Below are 25,907 nucleotides of genomic sequence, written 5' to 3' on the forward strand. Positions count from 1 at the left end.
ACGACGTCACTCTATAAGATAAGGTCTCTTGTGAAGAAAATCGCCTTTGTTTTTACGACTATGCCACATGGTAGTGCCAGTGGGCGCGAAGGACTGGATGCGTTATTAGCGACCTCGGCGCTGACAGAAGAAATCAGCGTATTCTTCCTTTCAGATGGCGTATGCCAATTACTCGCTCATCAGCAGCCTAAAGAAATTTTAGCCCGAGACTATATTTCGACGTTCAAAATCTTACCTCTCTATGACATTGAAAATATTTACCTATGTTCAGAGTCATTAAAGGAAAGAGGCCTTAGTCAGCAAAATGAGTGGGTTGTGACGCCTGAATTCCTAACACCCCAGCAGATCCAAGAGCGGTTATCTGCCTGTGATGTTGTGCTGAAATTTTGAGCTTGTGTTCGGATTTTGATCTATAGTAGGATCCTGCCTATGCTATACTCTCTAGCCACTTCTCCATTTAAATGTGATTTCTCCGCGCTATTGCGTTTAATCACCAATGAAGACGCTATATTGCTTTTCCAAGATGGTGTGATTGCCGCTGTTTCACAATCCAAATATCTTGAGGAACTACAAAATAGCGGTGTCCAAATCTATGCCTTGGATGCAGATATTCATGCCCGAGGGCTACAAGATCAGGTAGCTGATGGCGTTTCTATCATCTCATATCAAGGTTTTGTAAAGCTAACTGAAGCTCATAAGCAACATTTTGCCTTATAAAGTCACTAAAAGTTGTATATTTCTTGACACCTGAGCCAGTCGGCAATAAAATTTCGCGTCCTCGTGTATCGTCATGTTGGCGAACGAGGTCAAAATCCGTGTTTACGAAGCAAAAAAACCAGGAGCTTTTTTAATAATGGCAACTATTAATCAGCTGGTACGCAAATCTCGTAGCTCGAAAGTTGTGAAAAGCAACGTTCCAGCACTGGAAGCTTGCCCGCAAAAACGTGGCGTATGTACTCGTGTATATACTACCACTCCTAAAAAACCAAACTCAGCATTACGTAAAGTATGCCGTGTTCGTTTAACTAACGGTTTCGAAGTATCTTCCTACATCGGTGGTGAAGGCCACAACTTGCAGGAACACTCCGTAATCCTGATCCGTGGCGGTCGTGTTAAAGACTTGCCAGGTGTGCGTTATCACACCGTTCGCGGCGCACTGGACTGTTCTGGTGTTAAAGACCGTAAGCAAGCTCGTTCTAAATACGGCGCGAAGAAACCTAAGGCTTAATGGATTTCCGTTAAGTAAGGCCAAACATTTTTAATCTTAATGTCAAAATACTCTCGTAGAGTTTTGGACAAACCTGAATTAACAACGGAGTCATATCCATGCCACGTCGTCGCGTAATTGGTCAACGTAAAATTCTTCCAGATCCTAAGTTCGGATCAGAATTACTGGCCAAATTTGTAAATATCCTGATGGTAGACGGGAAAAAATCTACTGCTGAAGCAATCGTATATAACGCACTTGAGCTCCTTGCTCAGCGTTCTGGTAAAACTGAACTTGATGCATTCGAATTAGCACTTGATAACGTGCGTCCGACTGTGGAAGTTAAATCCCGCCGTGTTGGTGGTTCAACTTACCAAGTTCCAGTTGAAGTTCGCCCGGTTCGTCGTAATGCCCTGGCAATGCGTTGGATCGTTGATGCTGCTCGTAAACGCGGTGATAAATCTATGGCACTTCGCCTGGCAAACGAATTATCAGACGCTGCTGAGAACAAAGGTTCATCTGTTAAGAAACGTGAAGACGTTCACCGTATGGCAGAAGCTAACAAGGCGTTCGCACACTACCGTTGGTAATCTCTTACCAATCTTAGTGATGTATCTCAGGGTAGCTTTCAGCTGCCCTTTATATGAAGAATTGAACGCCCACGAGAGAGGAAAAAATGGCTCGTCAAACGCCCATAGCACGTTATCGTAACATCGGTATCAGTGCACACATCGACGCCGGTAAAACCACAACTTCTGAACGTATTCTGTTCTATACTGGTGTAAACCATAAGATCGGTGAAACCCACGAAGGTTCTGCAACAATGGACTGGATGGAGCAGGAGCAAGAGCGTGGTATTACTATCACTTCAGCTGCGACTACTGCATTCTGGTCTGGTATGGCTAAGCAGTATGAACCACACCGTATCAACATCATCGACACCCCGGGACACGTTGACTTCACAATCGAAGTAGAACGTTCTATGCGTGTTCTTGATGGCGCGGTAATGGTTTACTGTGCGGTTGGTGGTGTTCAGCCACAGTCTGAAACTGTATGGCGTCAGGCTAACAAATATAAAGTTCCACGTATCGCGTTCGTTAACAAAATGGACCGTATGGGTGCGAACTTCTTACGTGTTGTTGAGCAGTTAAAAACTCGTTTAGCAGCTACTGCAGTTCCACTGCAATTACCAGTTGGCGCAGAAGAGTCGTTCACTGGTGTTGTTGACTTGCTGAAAATGAAAGCAATCAAATGGAACGATGAAGACCAAGGCGTTACCTTCGAATACGAAGATATCCCTGCGGACATGCAAGAGCTGGCTGAAGAGTGGCACAACAACCTGATCGAATCCGCTGCAGAAGCATCAGAAGAACTGATGGAAAAATATCTGGGCGGTGAAGAACTGACTGAAGCAGAAATCAAAGGTGCTTTACGTCAACGTGTTCTTGCTAGCGAAATTATCCTGGTTACCTGTGGTTCTGCATTTAAGAACAAAGGTGTTCAGGCGATGCTGGATGCGGTCGTGGATTACTTACCAGCTCCTACAGATGTACCGGCAATTAACGGTGTTCTGGACGATGGTAAAGATACTCCAGCTGAACGTCATGCAAGTGACGAAGAGCCGTTCTCATCTTTAGCATTTAAAATTGCAACTGACCCATTCGTTGGTAACCTGACATTCTTCCGTGTTTACTCCGGTGTTGTTAACTCAGGTGATACCGTTCTGAACGCTGTTAAAGCGAAGAAAGAGCGTTTTGGTCGTATCGTTCAGATGCACGCTAACAAGCGTGAAGAGATTAAAGAAGTTCGCGCTGGTGACATCGCGGCTGCTATCGGTCTGAAAGACGTAACTACAGGTGATACTTTATGTGCAGTTGATGCACCAATCATCCTGGAGCGTATGGAATTCCCAGAGCCAGTAATCTCTGTTGCAATCGAACCAAAAACTAAAGCTGACCAAGAAAAAATGGGTATCGCATTAGGCCGTCTGGCTCAAGAAGACCCATCATTCCGCGTATCAAGTGATGAAGAAACTAATCAGACTATCATCGCTGGTATGGGTGAATTGCACTTGGACGTTCTGGTTGACCGTATGCGTCGTGAATTCAAAGTTGAAGCGAACGTTGGTAAACCACAAGTAGCTTACCGCGAAGCAATCACTGCTAAAGTGACTGATATCGAAGGTAAACACGCGAAACAGTCTGGTGGTCGTGGTCAGTACGGTCATGTCGTTATCGATATGTACCCACTGGACAAGAAAGACAAAGATGGTCTGCCAATGGACTACGAATTTGTCAACGAAATCAAAGGTGGTGTAATCCCTACGGAATACATTCCTGCGGTTGACAAAGGTCTGCAAGAGCAGCTGAAGTCTGGTCCATTAGCTGGTTATCCAGTAGTTAACATGGGTGTTCGTCTGCATTTCGGTTCTTACCATGATGTTGACTCCTCTGAATTGGCGTTTAAATTGGCAGCATCGCTGGCATTTAAAGACGGCTTCAAAAAAGCGAAACCAGTTCTGCTTGAGCCAATCATGAAAGTTGAAGTGGAAACTCCAGAAGACTACATGGGCGATGTAATTGGTGACCTGAACCGTCGTCGTGGTATGATTGAAGGTATGGATGACTTACCTACTGGTAAAGTTGTTCGTGCACAAGTACCATTGTCCGAAATGTTCGGTTATGCTACTGACCTGCGTTCTCAGACACAAGGTCGTGCTTCATACTCTATGGAGTTCCTGAAGTACAATGAAGCGCCAAACAACGTTGCACAAGCTGTAATCGAAGCTCGTAACGCTAGATAATCGATTTTTATCGATTTAACTACTTTAATTTAAGTTCCTTCTTTATCGTGAAGAGGGAACTCCATAAGGAATAGAGTCGTGTCTAAAGAAAAATTTGAACGTTCAAAACCGCACGTTAACGTTGGTACAATCGGCCACGTTGACCATGGTAAAACTACCCTGACAGCAGCAATCACTACTGTTCTGGCTAAAACTTACGGCGGTAACGCTCGTGCATTCGACCAAATCGATAACGCACCAGAAGAAAAAGCGCGTGGTATCACCATTTCTACTTCTCACGTAGAATACGATACTCCAACTCGCCACTACGCACACGTAGACTGCCCAGGTCACGCCGACTATGTTAAAAACATGATCACTGGTGCTGCGCAGATGGACGGTGCAATTCTGGTTGTTGCTGCGACTGATGGCCCAATGCCACAAACTCGTGAGCACATCCTGTTAGGTCGCCAAGTAGGTGTTCCTTACATCATCGTTTTCCTGAACAAATGTGACATGGTAGACGACGAAGAACTGTTAGAATTAGTTGAAATGGAAGTTCGTGAACTTCTGTCTCAATACGATTTCCCAGGCGACGACACTCCAGTTGTTCGCGGTTCAGCACTGAAAGCGCTGGAAGGCAACCCAGAGTGGGAAGCGAAAATTGTTGAATTAGCAGGCTACCTGGATTCTTACATCCCAGAACCAGAGCGTGCAATTGACAAGCCATTCCTGCTGCCAATCGAAGACGTATTCTCAATCTCTGGTCGTGGTACAGTAGTAACAGGCCGTGTTGAGCGTGGTATCATCAAAGTTGGTGAAGAAGTTGAAATCGTTGGTATCCAAGCAACGGCTAAGACGACTTGTACTGGCGTTGAAATGTTCCGTAAACTGCTGGACGAAGGTCGTGCGGGTGAGAACGTTGGTGTTCTGCTGCGTGGTACTAAGCGTGAAGAAATTCAACGTGGTCAAGTACTGGCTAAACCAGGTTCAATCAAGCCACACACCCAATTCGAATCAGAAGTTTATATTCTGAGCAAAGATGAAGGTGGTCGTCATACTCCATTCTTCAAAGGCTACCGTCCACAGTTCTACTTCCGTACAACTGACGTAACCGGTACTATCGAACTGCCAGAAGGTGTAGAGATGGTAATGCCAGGCGACAACATCAACATGATCGTGACTCTGATTCACCCAATCGCGATGGATGATGGTTTACGTTTCGCAATCCGTGAAGGTGGTCGTACTGTAGGTGCGGGTGTTGTTGCAAAAATCATTGCATAATACCGCTCTTTCTGAATAAGAAAGAACCACTTTAGTAAAAAGGGCATCGACTGATGCCCTTTTTATACTCAAGTTTTTAAAATGTTAGCGTTTAAACCTAAGAACCTATCTCATCAATCGTTTTCATAATTATTGGTGAGATAGGCTCTGAAACAACGATTTACTAACTGTATTGAGAGCCCGATGCAGTTATATGAGATTTATTAAGGTTTTGCTCAGAAGTTATGGTATATTTTACCGCTGCCACGAAAAGAAATTTATTTTCGAAATAGGGTGGTGATTAAATTTACTGGGTATGCTGGCATATTCTATTGGTGTGCTCTGATTGCCATACTGCAAAGGTAAGGCAAGCGAGCTTTATACATACTTCATGGTAACAGGTTGAATTATGAGTGCGAATAGCGAAGCTCAAGGAAGTGGACGCAGTGCAGACATCTTCAAATGGGTAGTTGTCTGTGCCTTATTATTAGTTGCTATCGTAGGCAACTATTACTTCCGTCAATATAATCTCGCACTGCGTGCTTTTGCAGTTGTGGCTGTAGTAGCTATTGCTGGTGCTGTTGCTTTGTGGACCACAAAAGGTAAAGCAACTCTGGCGTTTGCGCGCGAAGCTCGCATCGAGGTGAAGAAAGTCATTTGGCCTACTCGCCAGGAAGCATTACAAACGACTTTGATTGTTGCTGCTGTAACGGCTGTAATGTCACTAATCCTGTGGGGATTAGATGGTATCCTAGTGCGTTTAGTTTCATTTATTACAAGCCTGAGGTTATTCTAAATGTCAGATTTACCTAAAAAACGCTGGTATGTCATTCAGGCATTCTCTGGTTTTGAAGGTCGCGTAGCACAGTCTCTGCGTGAACATATCAAATTCCATAATATGGAAGAGTTGTTTGGCGATGTTATGGTTCCAACTGAAGAAGTTGTTGAGATCCGTAGCGGTCAGCGCCGTAAAAGTGAGCGCAAATTCTTCCCTGGTTACGTATTAGTTCAAATGGTCATGAATGATGACTCTTGGCACTTAGTACGCAGTGTTCCGCGTGTAATGGGCTTTATCGGTGGGACTTCAGATCGTCCAGCACCAATTAGTGATAAAGAAGTTGATGCGATTATGAATCGCTTACAACAAGTTGGTGATAAGCCACGTCCTAAAACGCTATTTGAACCAGGTGAAATGGTTCGTGTTAGTGAAGGTCCATTCGCTGACTTCAACGGTGTTGTTGAAGAAATCGACTATGAAAAGAGCCGCTTAAAAGTCTCTGTTTCTATTTTTGGTCGTGCAACTCCAGTTGAGTTAGACTTCGGACAGGTAGAAAAAGCCTAACAATTCCGAATAGCAGGCTTGCAAAAGGCGCGAAATTTTCATACAATTTCGCGCCTTTTGTTTTTTATGCTTGGCATCATACTGTGCAAACGGTGTTTTGCGGGGCGTTAATGTAACGGGGAGCCTTAATCCATTAAGGCGTTATTACCCAATTTGAGGAAATATTCATGGCTAAGAAAGTACAAGCCTACGTTAAGCTGCAAGTAGCAGCTGGTATGGCAAACCCAAGTCCACCGGTTGGTCCAGCACTGGGTCAGCAAGGTGTGAACATCATGGAATTCTGTAAAGCGTTCAACGCAAAAACAGACAGCCTGGAAAAAGGTTTACCAATTCCTGTTGTTATTACTGTTTATGCAGACCGTTCATTCACTTTCGTAACTAAAACTCCACCGGCAGCAGTTCTGCTGAAAAAAGCGGCTGGCGTTAAGTCTGGTTCTGGTAAGCCGAACAAAGACAAAGTTGGTAAAGTGACTTCTGCACAGGTTCGCGAAATCGCAGAAACTAAAGCTGCGGATATGACTGGTGCTGACGTTGACGCGATGATGCGTTCAATCGCTGGTACTGCTCGTTCCATGGGCCTGGTAGTGGAGGACTAATAGAATGGCTAAACTGACTAAGCGCATGCGCAATATCCGTGAGAAAGTTGATGTAACTAAACAGTATGACATCAATGAAGCCGTTGCTCTGCTGAAAGAATTAGCGACTGCTAAATTCGTTGAAAGCGTTGACGTAGCTATCAATCTTGGTATCGATGCTCGTAAATCTGACCAGAACGTTCGCGGTGCAACTGTACTGCCACACGGTACTGGCCGTTCAGTTCGCGTTGCTGTGTTCGCACAAGGCGCAAACGCTGAAGCTGCTAAAGCTGCTGGCGCTGAACTGGTTGGTATGGAAGATCTGGCTGATAAAATCAAAGCTGGTGAAATGAACTTTGACGTTGTTATTGCTTCTCCAGATGCAATGCGCGTTGTTGGCCAATTAGGTCAAGTTCTGGGCCCACGTGGTCTGATGCCAAACCCGAAAGTTGGTACTGTAACTCCTAACGTTGCTGAAGCAGTTAATAACGCTAAAGCGGGTCAGGTTCGTTACCGTAACGACAAAAACGGAATCATCCATACCACTATCGGTAAAGCTGATTTCGACGCTGACAAACTGAAAGAAAACTTAGAAGCACTGCTGATCGCGCTGAAAAAAGCAAAACCAGCTTCTGCTAAAGGTGTTTTCATCAAGAAAATCAGCCTGTCCACTACCATGGGCGCAGGTGTTGCTATCGACCAATCTGGTCTGTCAGCAGCAGTTTAATTCCGTTAGCATTTGCTAATCGGCAATTAGGCTTTACCTTTGCGTCAAATTTGTATAAAATTTGACGCCTCGAGTTTGTTGGGTATAGAAATATGCTCAGCAAACCACAAATTTCGGTATGGAGTCTGGCCTTTCCAGACCCCGTCCAAGACCGCAGGTGTAGTTTATTAGTTACTAGTAGCTACTTAATTTACCTGCGTAGACGGTGACAGAGATACCTAGAATTTAATTCTGGATTTCTATTCTGCTCACCGTGTTTTAGCGCTCTTACATAATGTTGTGTTTGAGTGATGTGAGTCCCGGGTTTTCCCGGTTAATCCAGGAGCAAGAAGCTAATGGCACTAAATCTTCAAGACAAACAAGCGATTGTTGCTGAAGTCAGCGAAGTAGCCAAAGGCGCGCTTTCTGCAGTTGTTGCTGATTCACGCGGCGTAACTGTAGCAAAAATGACTGAACTGCGTAAAGCAGGTCGCGAAGCTGGCGTTTATATCCGTGTTGTTCGTAACACACTGATTCGCCGTGCTGTTGAAGGTACAGCTTATGATGTACTGAAAGACGCGTTTGTTGGTCCAACCTTAATTGCTTTCTCTAACGAACATCCGGGCGCTGGCGCTCGTCTGTTCAAAGAGTTCGCGAAAGCGAATCCAGCATTTGAGATTAAAGCTGCGGCCTTTGAAGGTGAGTTAATCCAAGCGAAAGATATCGATCGTCTGGCAACTCTCCCAACTTACGATGAAGCAATCGCACGCCTGATGGCAACCATGAAAGAAGCCGCTGCCGGCAAATTGGTTCGTACTCTGGCTGCTCTGCGCGATCAGAAAGAAGCTGCATAAGCCCTTTCCTTCGTTGCTTTTTAACGTATAAACTATTTCTGAATTTTAGGAACACTTGTTATGTCTATCACTAAAGACCAAATCCTTGATGCAGTTGCAGAAATGTCTGTAATGGACGTTGTTGAACTGATTACTATGATGGAAGAAAAATTCGGCGTTTCTGCTGCTGCAGCTGTTGCTGTTGCTGCGGGTCCAGCTGAAGCTGCTGAAGAAAAAACTGAATTCGACGTTGTTCTGGCATCTGTTGGTGCGAACAAAGTTGCAGTTATCAAAGCAGTTCGTGGCGCAACCGGTCTTGGCCTGAAAGAAGCTAAAGATATGGTAGAATCAGCTCCAGCAGTTATCAAAGAAGCTGCAAGCAAAGACGAAGCTGAAACTCTGAAAAAATCTCTTGAAGAAGCAGGCGCTTCTGTTGAACTTAAATAAGTTCAATTTCAAGAACGCAGCTTAAGTAATTAGGCTGATGGCTGGTGATTTTTTAATCACCAGCCTTTTTGCGCTGTAAAGCGTGATGGGTGTTAACAGCTTTTCACGCAGTTTTAATGTTAACAAACAACCCTCCAATACTTCTTTCTATTTGACGACTTAATATACTGTGTTCTGCGCTACGACCCGCTCGGGTAGCTCGGTAGCAACTGCAACGCAATGAAATGATTTAAGAGTAATAGAAATGGGTATTCAGGAAAGTATTCATTTTCCATTTCTTCAAAAACGCGTTCCTGTTCTGCCCTTAATCCAAAGGCGAACGATTTGGGTCACTGATCAACGAGCTGAGGAAACCTATGGTTTACTCCTATACCGAGAAAAAACGTATTCGTAAGGATTTTGGTAAACGTCCACAAGTTTTGGATATACCTTATCTCCTTTCCATCCAACTTGACTCGTTCCAGAAGTTTATCGAGCAAGATCCTGATGGCCAGAATGGTCTGGAAGCTGCTTTCCGTTCCGTATTCCCAATTCAGAGCTACAGCGGTAATGCTGAGCTGCAATATGTCAGCTATCGTTTAGGTGAGCCTGTTTTTGACGTTAAAGAATGTCAAATTCGCGGCGTGACCTATTCTGCACCACTGCGTGTAAAACTGCGCCTGATCGTGTATGAGCGAGAAGCTCCAGAAGGCACCGTTAAAGACATCAAAGAACAAGAAGTCTACATGGGTGAAATTCCACTCATGACTGAAAACGGAACTTTTGTTATCAACGGTACTGAGCGTGTTATCGTTTCCCAGTTACACCGTAGTCCTGGTGTATTCTTCGATAGCGATAAAGGTAAAACTCACTCATCAGGTAAAGTGCTGTATAACGCACGTATTATTCCTTACCGTGGTTCATGGCTTGATTTCGAATTCGATCCGAAAGATAACCTGTTTGTACGTATTGACCGTCGCCGTAAACTACCTGCGACCATTATTCTGCGTGCAATGGATTACAACACCGAAGAAATCTTAAATCTGTTCTTCGATAAAACTGTATTCCAAATCCGTGATAACAAACTGATGATGACGCTGGTTCCTGAGCGTCTGCGTGGTGAAACTGCTTCTTTCGATATCGAAGCAAACGGCAAAGTGTATGTTGAAAAAGGCCGTCGTATCACTGCTCGTCATATTCGTCAGTTAGAAAAAGAAGAAGTTAGCAACATCGAAGTTCCTGTTGAATACATCGCAGGTAAAGTTGTTGCAAGAGATTACATCGATGAGAGCACCGGTGAGCTGATTTGTGCAGCGAACATGGAACTGTCATTAGATATGTTGGCACGTCTGAGCCAGTCTGGTCACAAAACAATCGAAACATTGTTCACCAACGACTTAGACCACGGTGCTTATATCTCTGAAACCGTTCGCGTCGACCCAACTAACGATCGCTTAAGTGCACTGGTAGAAATCTACCGTATGATGCGCCCTGGTGAGCCACCAACACGCGAAGCTGCAGAAAACCTGTTCGATAACCTGTTCTTCTCTGAAGACCGTTACGACTTGTCTGCTGTAGGTCGTATGAAGTTCAACCGTTCACTGAACCGCGATGAAATCGAAGGTTCTGGTATCCTGAGTGAAGAAGACATCATTGATGTTATGCGTAAACTCATCGATATCCGTAACGGTAAAGGCGAAGTCGATGATATTGACCACTTAGGTAACCGTCGTATTCGTTCCGTTGGCGAAATGGCTGAGAACCAATTCCGTGTAGGTCTGGTTCGTGTTGAGCGTGCAGTGAAAGAGCGTCTTTCTCTGGGTGACCTCGATGCATTAATGCCACAGGATATGATCAACGCTAAGCCAATTTCAGCAGCAGTTAAAGAGTTCTTTGGTTCCAGCCAGCTGTCTCAATTTATGGACCAGAACAACCCACTGTCTGAAATTACGCATAAACGTCGTATCTCTGCATTAGGCCCAGGTGGTCTGACTCGTGAACGCGCAGGCTTCGAAGTACGTGACGTACACCCAACTCACTATGGTCGTGTTTGTCCAATCGAAACCCCTGAAGGTCCGAACATCGGTCTGATCAACTCATTATCTGTTTATGCACAGACCAATGAGTACGGTTTCTTAGAAACTCCATACCGTTTAGTCCGTGATGGCATCGTAACTGATGAAATCCATTACCTGTCTGCAATCGAAGAAGGTAACTTCATCATTGCTCAGGCTAACACCGTATTAAGCGACGATGGCCGTTTCATCGAAGAATTAGTTACTTGCCGTAACAAAGGCGAGTCAAGCTTATTCAGCCGTGAACAAGTTGAATATATGGACGTTTCGACTCAACAGGTTGTTTCTGTTGGTGCGTCACTGATCCCATTCCTTGAACACGATGACGCCAACCGTGCATTGATGGGTGCGAACATGCAACGTCAAGCGGTTCCTACTTTACGTGCTGACAAACCATTAGTTGGTACAGGTATGGAACGTGCAGTAGCGGTTGACTCCGGTGTTACTGCTGTTGCAAGACGTGGTGGTTCAGTTCAATACGTTGATGCTTCTCGTATCGTTATCAAAGTTAACGAAGATGAGATGTATCCGGGCGAAGCTGGAATCGATATCTATAACCTGACTAAATATACTCGTTCTAACCAGAACACCTGTATTAACCAGATGCCTTGCGTATCTTTAGGTGAACCAGTTGAACGTGGTGATGTGTTAGCGGATGGTCCTTCAACAGACCTCGGCGAATTAGCACTGGGTCAAAACATGCGCGTGGCATTCATGCCATGGAATGGTTATAACTTCGAAGACTCCATCTTAGTTTCTGAGCGTGTTGTTCAAGAAGACCGTTTCACAACTATTCACATTCAGGAACTCTCTTGTGTGTCTCGTGACACCAAATTAGGGCCTGAAGAGATCACTGCGGATATTCCAAACGTTGGTGAAGCAGCACTGTCTAAACTTGATGAATCCGGTATCGTTTATATCGGTGCAGAAGTGAAAGGCGGAGACATTCTGGTTGGTAAAGTCACTCCTAAAGGTGAAACCCAATTAACGCCAGAAGAAAAACTGCTGCGTGCTATCTTCGGTGAAAAAGCTTCAGACGTTAAAGACTCTTCTTTACGTATTCCTAACGGTGTATCAGGTACGGTTATCGACGTACAAGTATTTACCCGTGATGGAGTAGAGAAAGACAAACGTGCTCTGGAAATCGAAGAAACTCAGTTACGTGATGCGAAGAAAGACTTAACAGAAGAGCTGCGTATTTTTGAATCCGCACTGTTCTCTCGTATCCGTTCTGTACTGATCAGCGGTGGTATTGAAGCTGATAAACTGGACAAACTGCCTCGTGACCGTTGGTTAGAATTAGCATTAGCTGATGAAGAGAAACAGAACCAGTTAGAGCAATTAGCTGAACAGTACGACGAACTGAAATCTGAGTTCGCTAAGAAACTGGAAGCAAAACGTCGCAAGATCACTCAAGGTGATGACCTTGCACCGGGCGTACTGAAAATTGTTAAGGTTTATCTGGCAGTTAAACGTCAGATCCAACCGGGTGATAAAATGGCGGGTCGCCATGGTAACAAAGGTGTTATCTCAAAAATCAACCCAGTTGAAGACATGCCTTACGATGAAAACGGTAACCCAGTTGACATCGTTCTGAACCCGCTGGGCGTACCATCACGTATGAACATCGGTCAGATTCTGGAAACTCACTTAGGTATGGCTGCTAAAGGTATTGGTGAAAAAATCAATGCTATGCTTAAACAGCAGCAAGAAGTTGCCAAACTGCGTGAATTCATCCAGAAAGCTTACGATTTAGGTGATGATCCGCGTCAGAAAGTTGACTTAAATACTTTCTCTGATGAAGAAGTTATGCGTTTGGCAGAGAACCTGAGAAAAGGTATGCCAATTGCAACACCAGTGTTTGATGGTGCAAAAGAGAAAGAAATTAAAGAACTGCTGAAACTGGGCGGTCTGCCAACTTCAGGTCAGATTACATTGTTCGACGGTCGTACTGGCGAGAAATTTGAGCGTCAAGTAACCGTAGGTTACATGTACATGCTGAAACTGAACCACTTGGTTGACGATAAGATGCACGCCCGTTCAACTGGTTCTTACAGCTTGGTTACTCAGCAGCCGCTGGGTGGTAAAGCGCAGTTCGGTGGTCAGCGTTTCGGGGAGATGGAAGTGTGGGCACTGGAAGCATACGGTGCAGCCTATACTCTTCAAGAAATGCTTACAGTTAAATCGGATGACGTTAACGGCCGTACGAAGATGTATAAAAACATCGTCGATGGCAGCCATCAGATGGAACCTGGTATGCCGGAATCTTTCAACGTATTGCTGAAAGAAATTCGCTCACTGGGTATCAACATCGAGCTGGAAGACGAGTAATTCGTTCTGTGCCGGAAGGTTCGCCTTCCGGCCCGTGTAAGCACTGGGATTTGGGGAGAGTGGCTTCGAGCACTCACCTGACAGGTCTAACTCCGACAGGAGCCATTTTGTGAAAGACTTAATTAAGTTTCTGAAAGCGCAAACCAAGACCGAAGAGTTTGATGCGATCAAGATTGCTCTGGCATCACCTGACATGATCCGTTCATGGTCATTCGGTGAAGTTAAAAAGCCAGAAACCATTAACTACCGTACGTTCAAACCTGAGCGTGACGGTCTTTTCTGTGCGCGTATTTTCGGGCCAGTAAAAGACTACGAATGCCTGTGCGGTAAGTACAAGCGTTTAAAACACCGTGGTGTGATTTGTGAGAAGTGTGGCGTTGAAGTTACACAAACTAAAGTGCGTCGTGAGCGTATGGGTCATATTGAACTCGCGTCTCCAACTGCGCATATTTGGTTCTTAAAATCACTGCCATCCCGTATTGGTTTGCTGCTCGATATGCCACTGCGCGATATCGAACGCGTTCTGTATTTTGAATCTTATGTTGTTGTTGAAGGCGGAATGACCAGCCTTGAGCGCGCACAGATTCTGACAGAAGAGCAATACTTAGATGCGTTGGAAGAGTTCGGTGACGAATTTGACGCGAAAATGGGTGCGGAAGCAATCCAAGGTCTGCTGAAAAACCTCGATCTTGAGAACGAGTGTGAAACGCTGCGTGAAGAGTTAAACGAAACTAACTCAGAAACCAAGCGTAAAAAGCTGACTAAGCGTATCAAACTGTTAGAAGCGTTTATTCAATCTGGTAACAAACCAGAGTGGATGATCCTGAACGTTCTGCCAGTTCTGCCACCTGATCTGCGTCCATTAGTACCACTGGATGGTGGTCGTTTCGCTACATCGGATCTGAACGATCTGTATCGTCGCGTAATCAACCGTAACAACCGTCTGAAACGTCTTCTGGATCTGGCTGCGCCAGACATCATCGTACGTAACGAAAAACGTATGCTGCAAGAAGCGGTTGATGCACTGTTAGATAACGGTCGTCGTGGTCGCGCAATCACTGGTTCTAACAAACGTCCTCTGAAATCTTTGGCAGATATGATCAAAGGTAAACAAGGTCGTTTCCGTCAGAACTTACTTGGTAAGCGTGTTGACTACTCAGGTCGTTCTGTAATCACCGTAGGTCCATACCTGCGTCTGCATCAGTGCGGTCTGCCTAAGAAAATGGCACTTGAGTTATTCAAACCATTTATCTACGGCAAATTAGAATTACGTGGTCTGGCAACAACCATTAAAGCTGCGAAGAAAATGGTTGAGCGCGAAGAAGCGGTTGTTTGGGATATCTTGGATGAAGTTATCCGCGAACACCCAGTGATGCTGAACCGTGCACCAACACTTCACCGTCTGGGTATCCAAGCGTTCGAACCAATTCTGATCGAAGGTAAAGCTATCCAATTGCACCCACTCGTTTGTGCGGCATATAACGCCGACTTCGATGGTGACCAAATGGCGGTACACGTTCCTCTGACTCTGGAAGCTCAGTTAGAAGCGCGTGCGTTGATGATGTCAACCAACAACATCCTGTCTCCGGCAAGTGGTGAGCCTATCATCGTTCCTTCTCAGGACGTTGTATTGGGTATCTACTACATGACGCGCGACTGCGTAAACGCGAAAGGCGAGGGCATGGTTTTAGCCGGTCCTAAAGAAGCTGAGCGTGTTTACCGTTCTGGCCATGCTTCACTGCATGCCCGCGTTAAAGTTCGTATCACTGAAGAAGTGAAAGACAGCGAAGGTAACATTACGATTAACACTGGTTTAGTTGATACCACTGTTGGCCGTGCAATTTTATGGATGATCGTACCGAAAGGTCTGCCTTACTCGCTGGTTAACCAAGCGTTAGGTAAGAAAGCAATCTCCAAAATGCTGAACACCTGTTACCGCGTACTGGGTCTGAAACCAACGGTTATTTTTGCTGACCAAATCATGTATACCGGTTTTGCCTATGCGGCACGTTCTGGTGCATCGGTTGGTATCGACGATATGGTTATTCCAGAGAAAAAAGCTGGGATCATCGCCGAAGCAGAAGCAGAAGTTGCAGAAATTCAGGAACAGTTCCAGTCTGGTCTGGTTACAGCAGGCGAACGTTACAACAAAGTTATCGATATCTGGGCAGCGGCAAACGAACGTGTTGCTAAAGCGATGATGGAAAACTTGTCTACTGAAGCAGTCATTAACCGTGACGGCGAAGAAGAGCAACAAGTTTCTTTCAACAGTATCTTTATGATGGCCGACTCCGGTGCTCGTGGTTCTGCAGCGCAGATTCGTCAGCTGGCCGGTATGCGTGGTCTGATGGCTAAGCCAGATGGCTCAATCATCGAAACGCCAATCACGGCGAACTTCCGTGAAGGTCTGAACGTTCTCCAGTACTTTATTTCTACCCACGGTGCTCGTAAAGGTCTTGCGGATACCGCATTGAAAACTGCGAACTCCGGTTATCTGACTCGTCGTTTAGTTGACGTTGCTCAGGACTTGGTTGTCACTGAAGATGACTGTGGTACTCACGAAGGTATCCTGATGACTCCGGTTATCGAGGGTGGCGACGTTAAAGAACCACTGCGTGAACGTGTACTTGGACGTGTAACTGCAGAAGATATCCTGATCCCAGGTACTGCAGATATTCTGGTTCCACGTAATACACTGTTACACGAAAAACTGTGTGACCTGTTAGAAGCTAACTCTGTTGACAGCGTGAAAGTACGTTCCGTAGTAAGTTGTGAAACTGACTTCGGTGTGTGTGCTCACTGTTATGGTCGTGACCTTGCTCGTGGTCATATCATCAACAAAGGTGAAGCTATCGGTGTTATCGCGGCACAGTCAATCGGTGAGCCGGGTACACAGCTGACGATGCGTACGTTCCACATCGGTGGTGCGGCATCTCGTGCGGCAGCAGAATCTAGCATCCAAGTTCGTAACACAGGTACGTTGAAACTGTTCAACGCGAAATATGTTACTAACTCAGAAGGCAAGCTGGTAATTACCTCTCGTAATACAGAATTGCGTCTGATCGACGAATTCGGTCGTACTAAAGAGAGCTATAAAGTTCCTTACGGTGCGCACTTAACGAAGGGTGATGGTGCAGCAGTGATCGGCGGTGAAACCGTTGCAAACTGGGATCCACACACCATGCCAGTTGTCAGTGAAGTATCGGGTATCATCAGCTTCTCCGACATGCTTGAAGGTCTGTCAATGACTCGTCAAACTGATGAGTTAACAGGTTTATCTTCAATCGTTGTTATGGATACCGCTGAGCGTACCAGTGCTGGTAAAGACTTACGTCCTGCACTGCGTGTAGTCGATGCGAACGGTAAAGATGTTCTGATCCCTAACACAGACATGCCTGCTCAGTATTTCTTACCGGGTAACGCAATTGTTCAGTTAGATGACGGCATCGCTATCAACGTCGGTGATACTTTAGCGCGTATTCCACAAGAATCCGTAGGTACTAAAGATATCACGGGTGGTCTGCCACGCGTTGCTGACCTGTTCGAAGCTCGTCGTCCGAAAGAGCCTGCGATCCTGGCTGAAATCAGCGGTATTATCTCGTTTGGTAAAGAAACCAAAGGGAAACGCCGTCTGGTTATCACTCCATTAGATGGAAGTGAGCCATACGAAGAGATGATCCCTAAATGGCGTCAACTTAACGTATTCGAAGGTGAAATCGTTGAACGCGGTGACGTAGTTTCTGATGGTCCAGAGTCTCCACATGATATCCTGCGTCTGCGTGGTGTTCATGCTGTGACTCGTTACATCACGAACGAAGTTCAGGAAGTTTACCGCTTACAAGGCGTTAAGATTAACGATAAACACATCGAAGTTATCGTTCGTCAGATGCTGCGTAAAGTCACCATCGCGGATGCAGGAAGCTCTGAATTCCTCGAAGGTGAGCAAGTTGAGTACTCACGAGTTAAAGTTTCTAACCGTAAACTGGAAACTGAAGGCAAGATTCCAGCTAACTTTGAACGTGATCTGTTGGGTATTACTAAGGCATCTCTGGCAACAGAATCCTTCATCTCAGCGGCATCGTTCCAAGAAACAACTCGCGTACTGACAGAAGCAGCGGTAGCAGGTAAGCGTGATGAATTACGCGGCCTGAAAGAGAACGTTATTGTTGGACGTCTGATCCCAGCTGGTACTGGTTTCGCGTACCACCAAGATCGTATCCGTCGTCGCCATCTAAGCGAAGCTGTGGAAGCTCCACAAGTTAGCGCAGATGAAGCAACAGCGAACTTAGCTGAACTGTTAAATGCAGGCTTCACCAGCGACAATCAGAACTAATTTCTGATTTGCAAATCGCTTAGTAGAAACCGGTATCGAAAGATACCGGTTTTTTTTTGCCTGCCAACTGCCTGCTATTCATTATTAAGATAACTCAGCGGTACAGGAATGCGACGGCTTTCTTGATTCGTCAACCAGTGAGCCATATCAAATAACCACCACTGTTCAACAATAAGCGCATAAAAACGTGAATGACCATTTTCTTGAAGTTGCTCAAGGGCAATAGAAGGCAACGCATTTTGAGTCTCATCGAAAAGCGAATTTTGATGAAATTCATGATAAGCATCCTCAGATTCATCAACCGATAGTTCCCGTGCAATCCCCGTGAACTGAGCCCCATCAAAACCGGGCAAACCAAACTCAGGCAAATGATAATTAAACAGTGTTCCGCTCACTTGAGAGTGATGGCGAATATTTTGGGAATGCTGGCTTTGATGTGCGGAATACCAAAGAAACCGCAAAGGATTGAACAGAATTTTGGGTTCGACGGTGGTTGCCCATGGAACATTTTCGGAGCTGAGTGTCGCAAAAGTGACAAAACGGGTGGTGTGCAAGAGAACTAAACTGCGCTGCTTTAAACTCATGGGGTCTCCATTGTATGTATATAAGAAGAAAGCCCACTGTAGGGACTTTCGTGATTGGTCATCATGTATTGAGTGAGATGGTAATTAAGGTATGTTTTGGGGAGAGCGATAATTAAAAATAGTAAGGTTTGGCATTATTAATGTTTTCATTTCATATAGGGTTATAGTTAGGATTAATAATTTAGTTAGGAAATAATTATAATTATTTCTCTATAAACTTGTGTTTTTAATTGACTATTTTTATGGTGAATAAATTTGGCAATTAAAATTTTGAAGTAATATAGGTGAACAGTAACGCGATGAATACTACCTCATTTATTAGGAACTATTAATAATTGAAAGGTAGTGATTGATTCATGAATATGTGCTTTATAATTCAATTAATTAGTCTTTTTTTTTCTGAAAATACGATGTCGGGTAAAAATATTCAACTAATCTTATTTGTTAATATATTGATTTTTAACTGAAATAATCAATATTTATCAGTGCATTGATATTAATTATTATGTCAATGTAAATGCGAATAAATTAATAATACCGCCCTCGATTGAATTAATTAAGGGGTGAGTAAATACATCATAAAAGTATTATCTAAATATATTATTCAAATATGAAAATCCAATAAATTAAATGCTATGAATTTAACAGGAATATAAATATGGGTAAAAATACAGAAAGTAATGACATTGAAAATGATAATAAAATGACGTCTAACAGTATGATGCAAAATATGGCTTCGTTTGGGGCACCAAGTATTATGGTTAACCAAACTTCGCAGCTGGTTACAGGAACGGGGGATATTGCCTTAGATTTGGTCGTGGTGATTGATACCAGCGGTTCCATGTCTGATGAATCTGCGGATCTTAGCCAACAAATTGACGCTGCTATTGAAAAAGCCGCAGCAAATTGTCCATCACATTTACGCGCCACATTCTTGGGGATACAAGGTGTTTGGACGGGGACTAAATTCGATCAATCGGTGAGTGATTATTTAATCTTAAAAGGAGTTAACGAAAGTAGCCTACAAGCACGTCCTCCATTTAAAGAAGCGGATGGTATTGACCATGCGGGGAACAAAGAAGATCTCTGCCGAGCCGTCATTGATGTGAGTCGATACTTTGACTGGCGTGATGGTGCTAGACGAGCCATTTTTGTTTTAGGTGATGAAGGCATGGAGGGCGGTGGTGGTCGACTTACCAGTGCGGCAATAGCCAAAAACAATGAAGCGATTGAAATTGCTCAACATGCTCATGTCAAAGTGTACACCTATCAAGGGACACCGGATGATGCGCCAACCAATCTTGACCGTTTCCCAAGCCTAGCTGATAGAGACAGAGTAACACAAGAATATGCCCGTTTAGCTGAGCAAACAGGTGGACGTTCTTATATCTACACCACGGGTATCGCCAATTTTGCTTTAGTCTTGCAAGAAATTCTTTGTGACAGCCTGGTTCCGCCGACTATACCAAATCCAGAGCGTTCGGACTGTGCGAATGTCTGTGACCAACTGCCGACTATCTTAGGAACAGTGAATACGCTAGCTGAAATTATCAATAAGGCGATAGATGCTTGCTGTGGTAACGAAAGTCATCACGGTCACCACTCGCATCATCATCCAGCTTGCCAGTGCCAAAAATAATAACAAAAAGGCCTGCAATTGCAGGCCTAATACTATGAGAGTCAAACGAATATTTGTGAAAAAGCCTTTATAAATCGGGATTACTGACTGGTATCTACGATAAAAAATGAATAAAGTACCTTGCTAATATGCCACTTACAACGTTAACCACAGCGTAGCAAAGGATAATATTTTGGCGCCTATCACCGAAGAAAAGCATGATGGACAAATCCTACTCGTCAGTAGCTCACAGCTAAATGATGGAACATCTATTATGTTTTATCGAATCGGAACAGGTAAACCTGAATATGAAATTGAAATATATAGCCATGCTAGCCGCTCCAGCTCAGAAGATATTTTATGGCTAGATTATGATGCAGAGTATGGCTGTGGTGATGTCCACTCAGATACTTTTCTCAAAATAGATGATGGGGAAGAAGAGGGATTACCTTGTCACTGTTATTACAGCGGAGATAGCATTATTCTGCATGCACAGCTCCCGATTAGCACCCTTCACCTTATCCAGACATCGAATAGATTGCAATTAAGACTATCTATTTCAGGATTGACCACCAATCACGGTAATCACACAATATTGCTGTCCGACAAGATAAGAAATGAGTGGAAACAGATTATTGTTCTTCAATAGAATAAGACCCTCAATGAATTCCATTGGGGTCTTATTTGTGGTGTGCAGATTAAACTCTATGGATATATCTCAGAGTGCGATTTAGTAGAAAATCCCAATAATTGCACAGTGCGCGACAAACCCGACCATCAGCGGTATGGCGGTTCGTTTCACCACATCGAATGGCTGGAGTTTGGCACCACTGGATACGGCGATTATCACTCCCGAAACCGGAGACATACCACGCCCCATATGAGAAGCCTGTTGCATTGGCAGGATCATCGCAATCGGGTTAACCCCCATACTGTGTGCAATTTGTGGGATTAACTCCACGAATGCTAAGAATGGTGCGTTACCTGAACCCATAATAATTGCGGCGGCTAACGTGACTAATGCAAATACAATCGCCATCGCAAATGGTGGTAAACCGACGGATTCTGCGCCAAGGATTAATTGGTCGATGGCACCACTGACTTTGATCCCGTGAGCAAACACACCCGCAGCGACTAACAGCCCGACTACGTTACTGAACGCATGTCCCATCCCATTTAAGAAGGTTTGGAAACCATTACACACTTGCTTGAAGTTACGCACTCGCACGGTTTCCAATACCATACAAATCGCCATAGCAATCAGTACGATGGTCACAACATCGAGGTGAATTCCCTCAAAGAACAGATTGGAAGAGCCGACCGCCATAATGATTGGCAGCATCGGTAAAATGGCATAGTAGCCCGGTACCAATTTGGTTGTCGCTTCTTTGTCGTGAGACTGGACTGCTTTACCGATTTCAGGGACGAAACCCTGTTTACGGTCACAATGACGTTGCCAGAAAATATGGGTAATACCGACCACCAGCACCGTGGCTAATGCCGCAGGCCCTTGGTAGTAAAGTACATATTCAACGACTGACATATCAACGGCTTTCGCACCACGGATAGCATCAATCGCGGTTGGTGTATAAGCAACCCCAAGGGATGTTGCGATAACCCCAGCGGCAGATGCAGGGGAGAGTCCCAAACCAATCATAATTGGGAACATGGTCCCCATTAACAGTACAGCTAAGCCTGTCGCTGACGGAATCGCTAACTGCAAGATACTCGCTAACAAGAATGAGAAAAATAGTAGCACATAAGGCGAACGCATATTTTTCAGTGGTTTAGTTGCTACGCGTACTACCGCTTCGTTGGCACCGATGTGATCCATATAGTGAGCAAAACCCATTAGTGCCATGATCATCAAACCAAGATCAGCAGCACGGCTACTAAATAGGTCACGCATTACTTCAAACGGATCGAGCCAAGTAATGCCCGTGGTTGCGACGCTTTTCGGTAGGATAGGACCCCAGCCTAAGGCTAGGGTGAAAATCATCAACACTAAACCGGCAATTAACAGCACCGGTTCAGCTTTGTACCCCTTCAGAATAAAGCGTGCAACCAAAACAACGATAATTAGAACCGTTAGAATTGGGATCATGCTTTAGCTCCTGGCTTGAAACGTTCTGCTGTAATTTGTACCACTTGTTTTAAAACATCACTGGCGGCATACAGAGATTTCACTGGTAGATACTCATAAATCGAGTGGAAGTTATGAGCGCCAGTGAAAATGTTCGGGCAAGGAAGACCATTCTGTGAAAGTGCTGCACCATCATAGCCTCCACGCATAGGGATAACTTTTGGCGTGATCCCGCAAGCTTCATAAGCTGCGTGAGCAATATCGATTGGATAACGGTTTTCACCTTGTAAGCTGTTGTACACGTTTGAGTAACGGTCAGCTAAGGTACAGGTTACGCTTTCTGGTCCCCACAGGTCTTCACAATGACCCGCCAATTTTTTCAGGAATGCCATACGAGCGCGGTAGCCCTCTTCGGTAAAGTCACGCACATCCATTTTCAGAACAGTGCGAGCGCTGTTACCGGACATCTGCTTAACCCAGTAATAACCTTCACGGTTTTCAGTATATTCAGGCGCTTCGCCACCGGGCAGCATTGCGATAAATTTCTGCGCCATTAGCAGGGAATTCACCAGTTTGCCTTTAGCGGACATTGGGTGAGCTGACTTACCTGTAAAGACGATTTCAACATCCCCCGCATTCCAGTTTTCATACACCAGCTCGCCAATACCACAGCAGTCTAGGGTGTAGGCAAAATCTGCACCAAACTCTTTCACATCAAACACTTTCGCGCCGCGTAGACCTTGTTCTTCATCAGGAATGAAGCCCACTTTGATATCCCCGTGTTTGATGTCTGGGTTTTGTTTAAAGTACTGCAACATATCCATAATCGAGGCGATAGCGGCTTTATCATCGGCACCTAATAGGCTGGTACCGTCGGTGACAATGATGTCATCACCAAGGTAATTTTCTAATTCTGGGAACTCACTTTTACGCAGGTAAATATTGAGTTCTTTATTCATGCAAATATCTTCGCCGTTATAAGGCAAAATTTGTGCTTTGGTGTCGTTAGTCTGCTCTGCGCTCGTATCTAAGTGACCAAAGAATGCCACCGTTGGCACTTTATAATCCAGGTTGGAAGGCAGTGTTGCGGTAACGATAGCTGTATCACGCAGTTTGATATCCTGTAAGCCTAAGCCTTCTAACTCTTGAACTAGCTGTTTGGCAAGAACGCGCTGGCCTTCAGAGGATGGCATGATGCCTGCGGCGCCTTTTTCCCTATTCGTGGTGGTGTTAATTTTTGTATAAGAAATAAAACGGTCAACAATATTCATTATTCTCATTCTCCAGCATCATCGTGATGCATTATTTTTATACTTTCATTATTGCAATGAAGATAAACATACTTCGTTGCAATATTCTTTTATCATGAATAATGCCAAAATAAATATCTGACCAGTTATTTTTTTGACTAAAGACACAGAGTGATTAAAAAAGAAGAATAGAAGTGGCAATATTTAATTATTAAATTAGAATGTGCATCACAAAATACCTGGTGGGGGATTAATTTATCTAATTGATATAAATGAGATATTTTTGGTTAGCTACCGCTGGTTATATTTAATGCTAGATATTCATCTTTCCTAACTTAAATTGTTATTTAACGAAGATAATAACAATTTAAAATTCAGTTATACTATTATCATAATGTCATCGTAGTTTAAAAAACTATTAAAATATTTTTTAAATATTATTAATATTTTAATTCAGCCTGATTGATGACGTATTCTTTTAGTTTTTGTGATCAGATTAATATTATTATTTAAAAATTAAACGTCGTATATTCTTAGTTCCATTTAATGGGAAATATTCTCTTCAATATTTCCCATTGAAAAATGAGCCATTAACGTCCTAAGTCACTATTAACGCCCTAGGTAACCGTCCCAATCTTTCCAAACAGGTTGTAGCCCGGCTTGTACTAAGGCATGGGCGACTTGTGCAGCACTGCGGTTATCGTGGGGCGAGAACTGCTCTAACTCGGTTTTCGAATCCGCATAGCCTCCTGGTTGGGTTTTAGAGCCAGCACTGACGCTGTTAATCGCCAGTGGTACCACATGATCCCGAAAATAAGGGGATTCTCGGGTGGACAGCGACAATTCCACAGTCGGGGCAAGCAAGCGAAATGCACAGATTAACTGAACCAGCTCCGCATCCCCCATCAGCGAGGCGGGTTCTATTCCCCCCGCGCAAGGGCGCAAGCGTGGAAATGAAATAGAATAGCGGCTCTGCCAATAGTGTTGCTGCATATACAGCAGATGCTCCGCCACCATATAACAATCCGTTCGCCAGCTACTGGAAAGCCCGATTAAGGCTCCCAACCCAATTTTATCGACTCCCGCTTGGCCAAGGCGCTCTGGCGTTGCTAATCGCCAATGAAAATCCTGTTTTTTGCCTTTCAAATGATGCAGTTGGTAGGTCGGCTCATGGTAGGTTTCTTGGTATACCATCACGCCATCTAGCCCTAAAGTTTTTAGCTCGCGATACTCTTCGGTTGATAAGGGCTGAACCTCCATCATAAGAGAACTGAAGTAGGAACGAATTACAGGGATATGACGGCGAAAATAGTCCATTCCAACTTTGGTTTGATGTTCGCCCGTGACTAATAACAAACTGTCAAAACCAATCTGGCGGATGGTTTCACATTCACGGACAATCTCAGCGTCATCGAGGGTTTTGCGCTTAATGCGGTTGCTCATCGAAAATCCGCAATAGGTACAATCATTGGCGCATAAATTGGAAAGGTACAGAGGAACATAAAACCCGACAGTATGGCCAAAGCGTTGACGCGTTAGGCGCTGCGCTTTTTGCGCCATTGGTTCGATGTAATGTCGCGCAGCAGGGGAAAGTAGCGCCATAAAATCATCGAGAGTCAATGTATCACTCTGCAACGCTTGCTCTACATCCGAGGCGGTTTTGCTATTGATCTGTAATGTGAGGTTGTCCCAATCTAACTGTTCCCAACGCTCCCGAAAGCTTCCAATCATTGCAGCGCCTCCAAAAATTGAGTCAGAGGACTAGATGCCTCCGCTCTCTGTTTGGGTGCCGCAAGTCCACTTTGACGAGCGAGTTGTGCAGCTTCGACCGCCATTTTAAAGGCTTGTGCCATTAATATGGGCTGTTTAGCCACGGCAATGGCGGTATTGACTAGCACCGCATCGGCGCCCATCTCAATAGCTTCGGCGGCATGGCTAGGTGCGCCAATTCCTGCATCCACCACTACTGGTACATTAGCCTGTTCGATGATGATTTGCAGCATCTCCTTAGTCACTAAGCCTTTATTGGTACCAATCGGGGCGCCCAGAGGCATCACGGCAGCGCAGCCCACTTCTTCCAGTCGCTTACATAGCACGGGATCCGCGCTGCAATAAGGCAACACCACAAATCCTTCTTTAACCAGTTGCTCTGCTGCGAGTAACGTTTCGATAGGGTCTGGCAATAAGTAACGGACATCGGGATGGATTTCGAGTTTTACCCAATGAGTACCGAGGGCTTCACGAGCGAGACGCGCAGCAAAAATCGCTTCTTGGGCATTCTTGGCGCCGGAAGTATTGGGAAGCAATTTAACTCCCAACTCTTGAAGTGGCTGTAAAATACCATCATCTTGCCCACGTAAATTAACGCGTTTCATCGCCATGGTCACCAGCTGGCTGCCCGATGCTTGGATGGCTTGCTGCATTAATGTTGGATTGGCAAATTTGCCTGTTCCGGTAAATAAACGTGACTGAAAAGTGACATCAGCAATTTTTAACATC

The 25,907-nt window shown here is 44.7% G+C and carries 21 protein-coding genes; 16 read left to right on the top strand and 5 right to left on the bottom strand.

What is annotated here, in order from left to right; all coding sequences use genetic code 11:
* Positions 1 to 30 precede the first annotated feature (30 nt).
* The 14 genes from tusC to rpoC all read left to right on the top strand — a co-directional run bounded on the left by tusC (position 31) and on the right by rpoC (position 17,873).
* Entirely contained in the window at positions 31 to 390 is a 360-nt protein-coding gene (gene tusC / locus ACY3ZI_RS01820; protein ID WP_132496959.1) for a sulfurtransferase complex subunit TusC, read from the top strand.
* Between the two features lie 39 nt (positions 391 to 429).
* Positions 430 to 717, top strand: coding sequence for a sulfurtransferase complex subunit TusB (gene tusB / locus ACY3ZI_RS01825; RefSeq protein WP_211887254.1), 288 nt, complete (start codon positions 430 to 432; stop codon positions 715 to 717).
* Positions 718 to 853: 136 nt separating this feature from the next.
* The gene (gene rpsL, locus ACY3ZI_RS01830; protein ID WP_004265905.1) at positions 854 to 1,228 is read left to right on the top strand and encodes a 30S ribosomal protein S12; all 375 of its coding nucleotides are present in this window, start codon (positions 854 to 856) and stop codon (positions 1,226 to 1,228) included.
* Positions 1,229 to 1,326: 98 nt separating this feature from the next.
* On the top strand, positions 1,327 to 1,797 hold the full coding sequence (gene rpsG / locus ACY3ZI_RS01835) for a 30S ribosomal protein S7 (RefSeq protein ID WP_006813694.1): 471 nt from the start codon (positions 1,327 to 1,329) through the stop codon (positions 1,795 to 1,797).
* An 86-nt stretch (positions 1,798 to 1,883) separates the two neighbouring features.
* Complete coding sequence (fusA, locus tag ACY3ZI_RS01840; RefSeq protein ID WP_036948738.1) at positions 1,884 to 4,010, top strand: elongation factor G; 2,127 nt, start codon at positions 1,884 to 1,886, stop codon at positions 4,008 to 4,010.
* 78 nt (positions 4,011 to 4,088) lie between these two features.
* Entirely contained in the window at positions 4,089 to 5,273 is a 1,185-nt protein-coding gene (gene tuf / locus ACY3ZI_RS01845) for an elongation factor Tu (protein ID WP_187128653.1), read from the top strand.
* 388 nt (positions 5,274 to 5,661) lie between these two features.
* Positions 5,662 to 6,048 carry a preprotein translocase subunit SecE gene (gene secE / locus ACY3ZI_RS01850; protein ID WP_006657042.1) on the top strand — a complete coding sequence of 129 codons (387 nt, stop codon included), beginning with the start codon at positions 5,662 to 5,664 and terminating at the stop codon, positions 6,046 to 6,048.
* Positions 6,049 to 6,594, top strand: a complete 546-nt coding sequence (nusG, locus tag ACY3ZI_RS01855; protein ID WP_487375890.1) for a transcription termination/antitermination protein NusG — start codon at positions 6,049 to 6,051, stop codon at positions 6,592 to 6,594. It abuts the gene before it with no gap.
* A 167-nt stretch (positions 6,595 to 6,761) separates the two neighbouring features.
* The gene (gene rplK, locus ACY3ZI_RS01860; RefSeq protein ID WP_006657044.1) at positions 6,762 to 7,190 is read left to right on the top strand and encodes a 50S ribosomal protein L11; all 429 of its coding nucleotides are present in this window, start codon (positions 6,762 to 6,764) and stop codon (positions 7,188 to 7,190) included.
* 4 nt (positions 7,191 to 7,194) lie between these two features.
* A complete protein-coding gene (rplA, locus tag ACY3ZI_RS01865) occupies positions 7,195 to 7,896 on the top strand; it encodes a 50S ribosomal protein L1 (protein WP_006657045.1) in 702 nt (233 codons plus the stop codon).
* A gap of 335 nt (positions 7,897 to 8,231) precedes the next feature.
* Positions 8,232 to 8,729, top strand: a complete 498-nt coding sequence (rplJ, locus tag ACY3ZI_RS01870; RefSeq protein ID WP_006657046.1) for a 50S ribosomal protein L10 — start codon at positions 8,232 to 8,234, stop codon at positions 8,727 to 8,729.
* A gap of 60 nt (positions 8,730 to 8,789) precedes the next feature.
* Positions 8,790 to 9,155, top strand: a complete 366-nt coding sequence (gene rplL, locus ACY3ZI_RS01875) for a 50S ribosomal protein L7/L12 (RefSeq protein ID WP_006657047.1) — start codon at positions 8,790 to 8,792, stop codon at positions 9,153 to 9,155.
* A gap of 356 nt (positions 9,156 to 9,511) precedes the next feature.
* Positions 9,512 to 13,540 carry a DNA-directed RNA polymerase subunit beta gene (gene rpoB, locus ACY3ZI_RS01880; RefSeq protein ID WP_036953635.1) on the top strand — a complete coding sequence of 1,343 codons (4,029 nt, stop codon included), beginning with the start codon at positions 9,512 to 9,514 and terminating at the stop codon, positions 13,538 to 13,540.
* Between the two features lie 109 nt (positions 13,541 to 13,649).
* Positions 13,650 to 17,873: a DNA-directed RNA polymerase subunit beta' gene (gene rpoC, locus ACY3ZI_RS01885; RefSeq protein WP_036953634.1), complete on the top strand. Its 4,224-nt coding sequence runs from the start codon at positions 13,650 to 13,652 to the stop codon at positions 17,871 to 17,873.
* Positions 17,874 to 17,947: 74 nt separating this feature from the next.
* Here the strand turns inward: rpoC and ACY3ZI_RS01890 are convergent, their stop codons facing one another.
* Entirely contained in the window at positions 17,948 to 18,457 is a 510-nt protein-coding gene (locus ACY3ZI_RS01890; RefSeq protein ID WP_487375891.1) for a pyridoxamine 5'-phosphate oxidase family protein, read from the bottom strand.
* Positions 18,458 to 19,115: 658 nt separating this feature from the next.
* Here ACY3ZI_RS01890 and ACY3ZI_RS01895 point away from each other — a divergent pair.
* Together ACY3ZI_RS01895 and ACY3ZI_RS01900 are read left to right on the top strand one after the other, a co-directional pair.
* Complete coding sequence (locus tag ACY3ZI_RS01895; RefSeq protein WP_487375892.1) at positions 19,116 to 20,096, top strand: VWA domain-containing protein; 981 nt, start codon at positions 19,116 to 19,118, stop codon at positions 20,094 to 20,096.
* Between the two features lie 172 nt (positions 20,097 to 20,268).
* The gene (locus ACY3ZI_RS01900) at positions 20,269 to 20,724 is read left to right on the top strand and encodes a hypothetical protein (RefSeq protein ID WP_211888001.1); all 456 of its coding nucleotides are present in this window, start codon (positions 20,269 to 20,271) and stop codon (positions 20,722 to 20,724) included.
* Between the two features lie 81 nt (positions 20,725 to 20,805).
* On the opposite strand, the gene dcuC is transcribed toward ACY3ZI_RS01900, so the two are convergent.
* From dcuC to ACY3ZI_RS01920, 4 genes are all read right to left on the bottom strand, one after another.
* A complete protein-coding gene (gene dcuC / locus ACY3ZI_RS01905; RefSeq protein WP_211888000.1) occupies positions 20,806 to 22,179 on the bottom strand; it encodes a C4-dicarboxylate transporter DcuC in 1,374 nt (457 codons plus the stop codon).
* On the bottom strand, positions 22,176 to 23,429 hold the full coding sequence (gene pepT / locus ACY3ZI_RS01910; protein WP_487375893.1) for a peptidase T: 1,254 nt from the start codon (positions 23,427 to 23,429) through the stop codon (positions 22,176 to 22,178). The genes dcuC and pepT overlap by 4 nt, the downstream gene beginning before the upstream one ends.
* A gap of 588 nt (positions 23,430 to 24,017) precedes the next feature.
* Entirely contained in the window at positions 24,018 to 25,139 is a 1,122-nt protein-coding gene (gene thiH, locus ACY3ZI_RS01915) for a 2-iminoacetate synthase ThiH (RefSeq protein ID WP_487375894.1), read from the bottom strand.
* The gene (locus tag ACY3ZI_RS01920) at positions 25,136 to 25,906 is read right to left on the bottom strand and encodes a thiazole synthase (protein ID WP_036953610.1); all 771 of its coding nucleotides are present in this window, start codon (positions 25,904 to 25,906) and stop codon (positions 25,136 to 25,138) included. Before ACY3ZI_RS01920 ends, thiH begins: the two co-directional genes overlap by 4 nt.
* Position 25,907 lies beyond the last annotated feature (1 nt).

This window comes from Providencia sp. LY12 (assembly GCF_057621555.1).

Excerpts from the sequence above, each read along its gene's own strand:
- tusB (WP_211887254.1), top strand. The coding sequence starts at position 430 with ATGCTATACTCTCTAGCCACTTCTCCATTTAAATGTGATTTCTCCGCG.
- rpsL (WP_004265905.1), top strand. The coding sequence starts at position 854 with ATGGCAACTATTAATCAGCTGGTACGCAAATCTCGTAGCTCGAAAGTT.
- rpsG (WP_006813694.1), top strand. The coding sequence starts at position 1,327 with ATGCCACGTCGTCGCGTAATTGGTCAACGTAAAATTCTTCCAGATCCT.
- fusA (WP_036948738.1), top strand. The coding sequence starts at position 1,884 with ATGGCTCGTCAAACGCCCATAGCACGTTATCGTAACATCGGTATCAGT.
- secE (WP_006657042.1), top strand. The coding sequence starts at position 5,662 with ATGAGTGCGAATAGCGAAGCTCAAGGAAGTGGACGCAGTGCAGACATC.
- nusG (WP_487375890.1), top strand. The coding sequence starts at position 6,049 with ATGTCAGATTTACCTAAAAAACGCTGGTATGTCATTCAGGCATTCTCT.
- rplK (WP_006657044.1), top strand. The coding sequence starts at position 6,762 with ATGGCTAAGAAAGTACAAGCCTACGTTAAGCTGCAAGTAGCAGCTGGT.
- rplA (WP_006657045.1), top strand. The coding sequence starts at position 7,195 with ATGGCTAAACTGACTAAGCGCATGCGCAATATCCGTGAGAAAGTTGAT.
- rplJ (WP_006657046.1), top strand. The coding sequence starts at position 8,232 with ATGGCACTAAATCTTCAAGACAAACAAGCGATTGTTGCTGAAGTCAGC.
- rplL (WP_006657047.1), top strand. The coding sequence starts at position 8,790 with ATGTCTATCACTAAAGACCAAATCCTTGATGCAGTTGCAGAAATGTCT.
- rpoB (WP_036953635.1), top strand. The coding sequence starts at position 9,512 with ATGGTTTACTCCTATACCGAGAAAAAACGTATTCGTAAGGATTTTGGT.
- ACY3ZI_RS01890 (WP_487375891.1), bottom strand. The coding sequence starts at position 18,457 with ATGAGTTTAAAGCAGCGCAGTTTAGTTCTCTTGCACACCACCCGTTTT.
- ACY3ZI_RS01895 (WP_487375892.1), top strand. The coding sequence starts at position 19,116 with ATGGGTAAAAATACAGAAAGTAATGACATTGAAAATGATAATAAAATG.
- dcuC (WP_211888000.1), bottom strand. The coding sequence starts at position 22,179 with ATGATCCCAATTCTAACGGTTCTAATTATCGTTGTTTTGGTTGCACGC.
- pepT (WP_487375893.1), bottom strand. The coding sequence starts at position 23,429 with ATGAATATTGTTGACCGTTTTATTTCTTATACAAAAATTAACACCACC.
- thiH (WP_487375894.1), bottom strand. The coding sequence starts at position 25,139 with ATGATTGGAAGCTTTCGGGAGCGTTGGGAACAGTTAGATTGGGACAAC.
- ACY3ZI_RS01920 (WP_036953610.1), bottom strand. The coding sequence starts at position 25,906 with ATGTTAAAAATTGCTGATGTCACTTTTCAGTCACGTTTATTTACCGGA.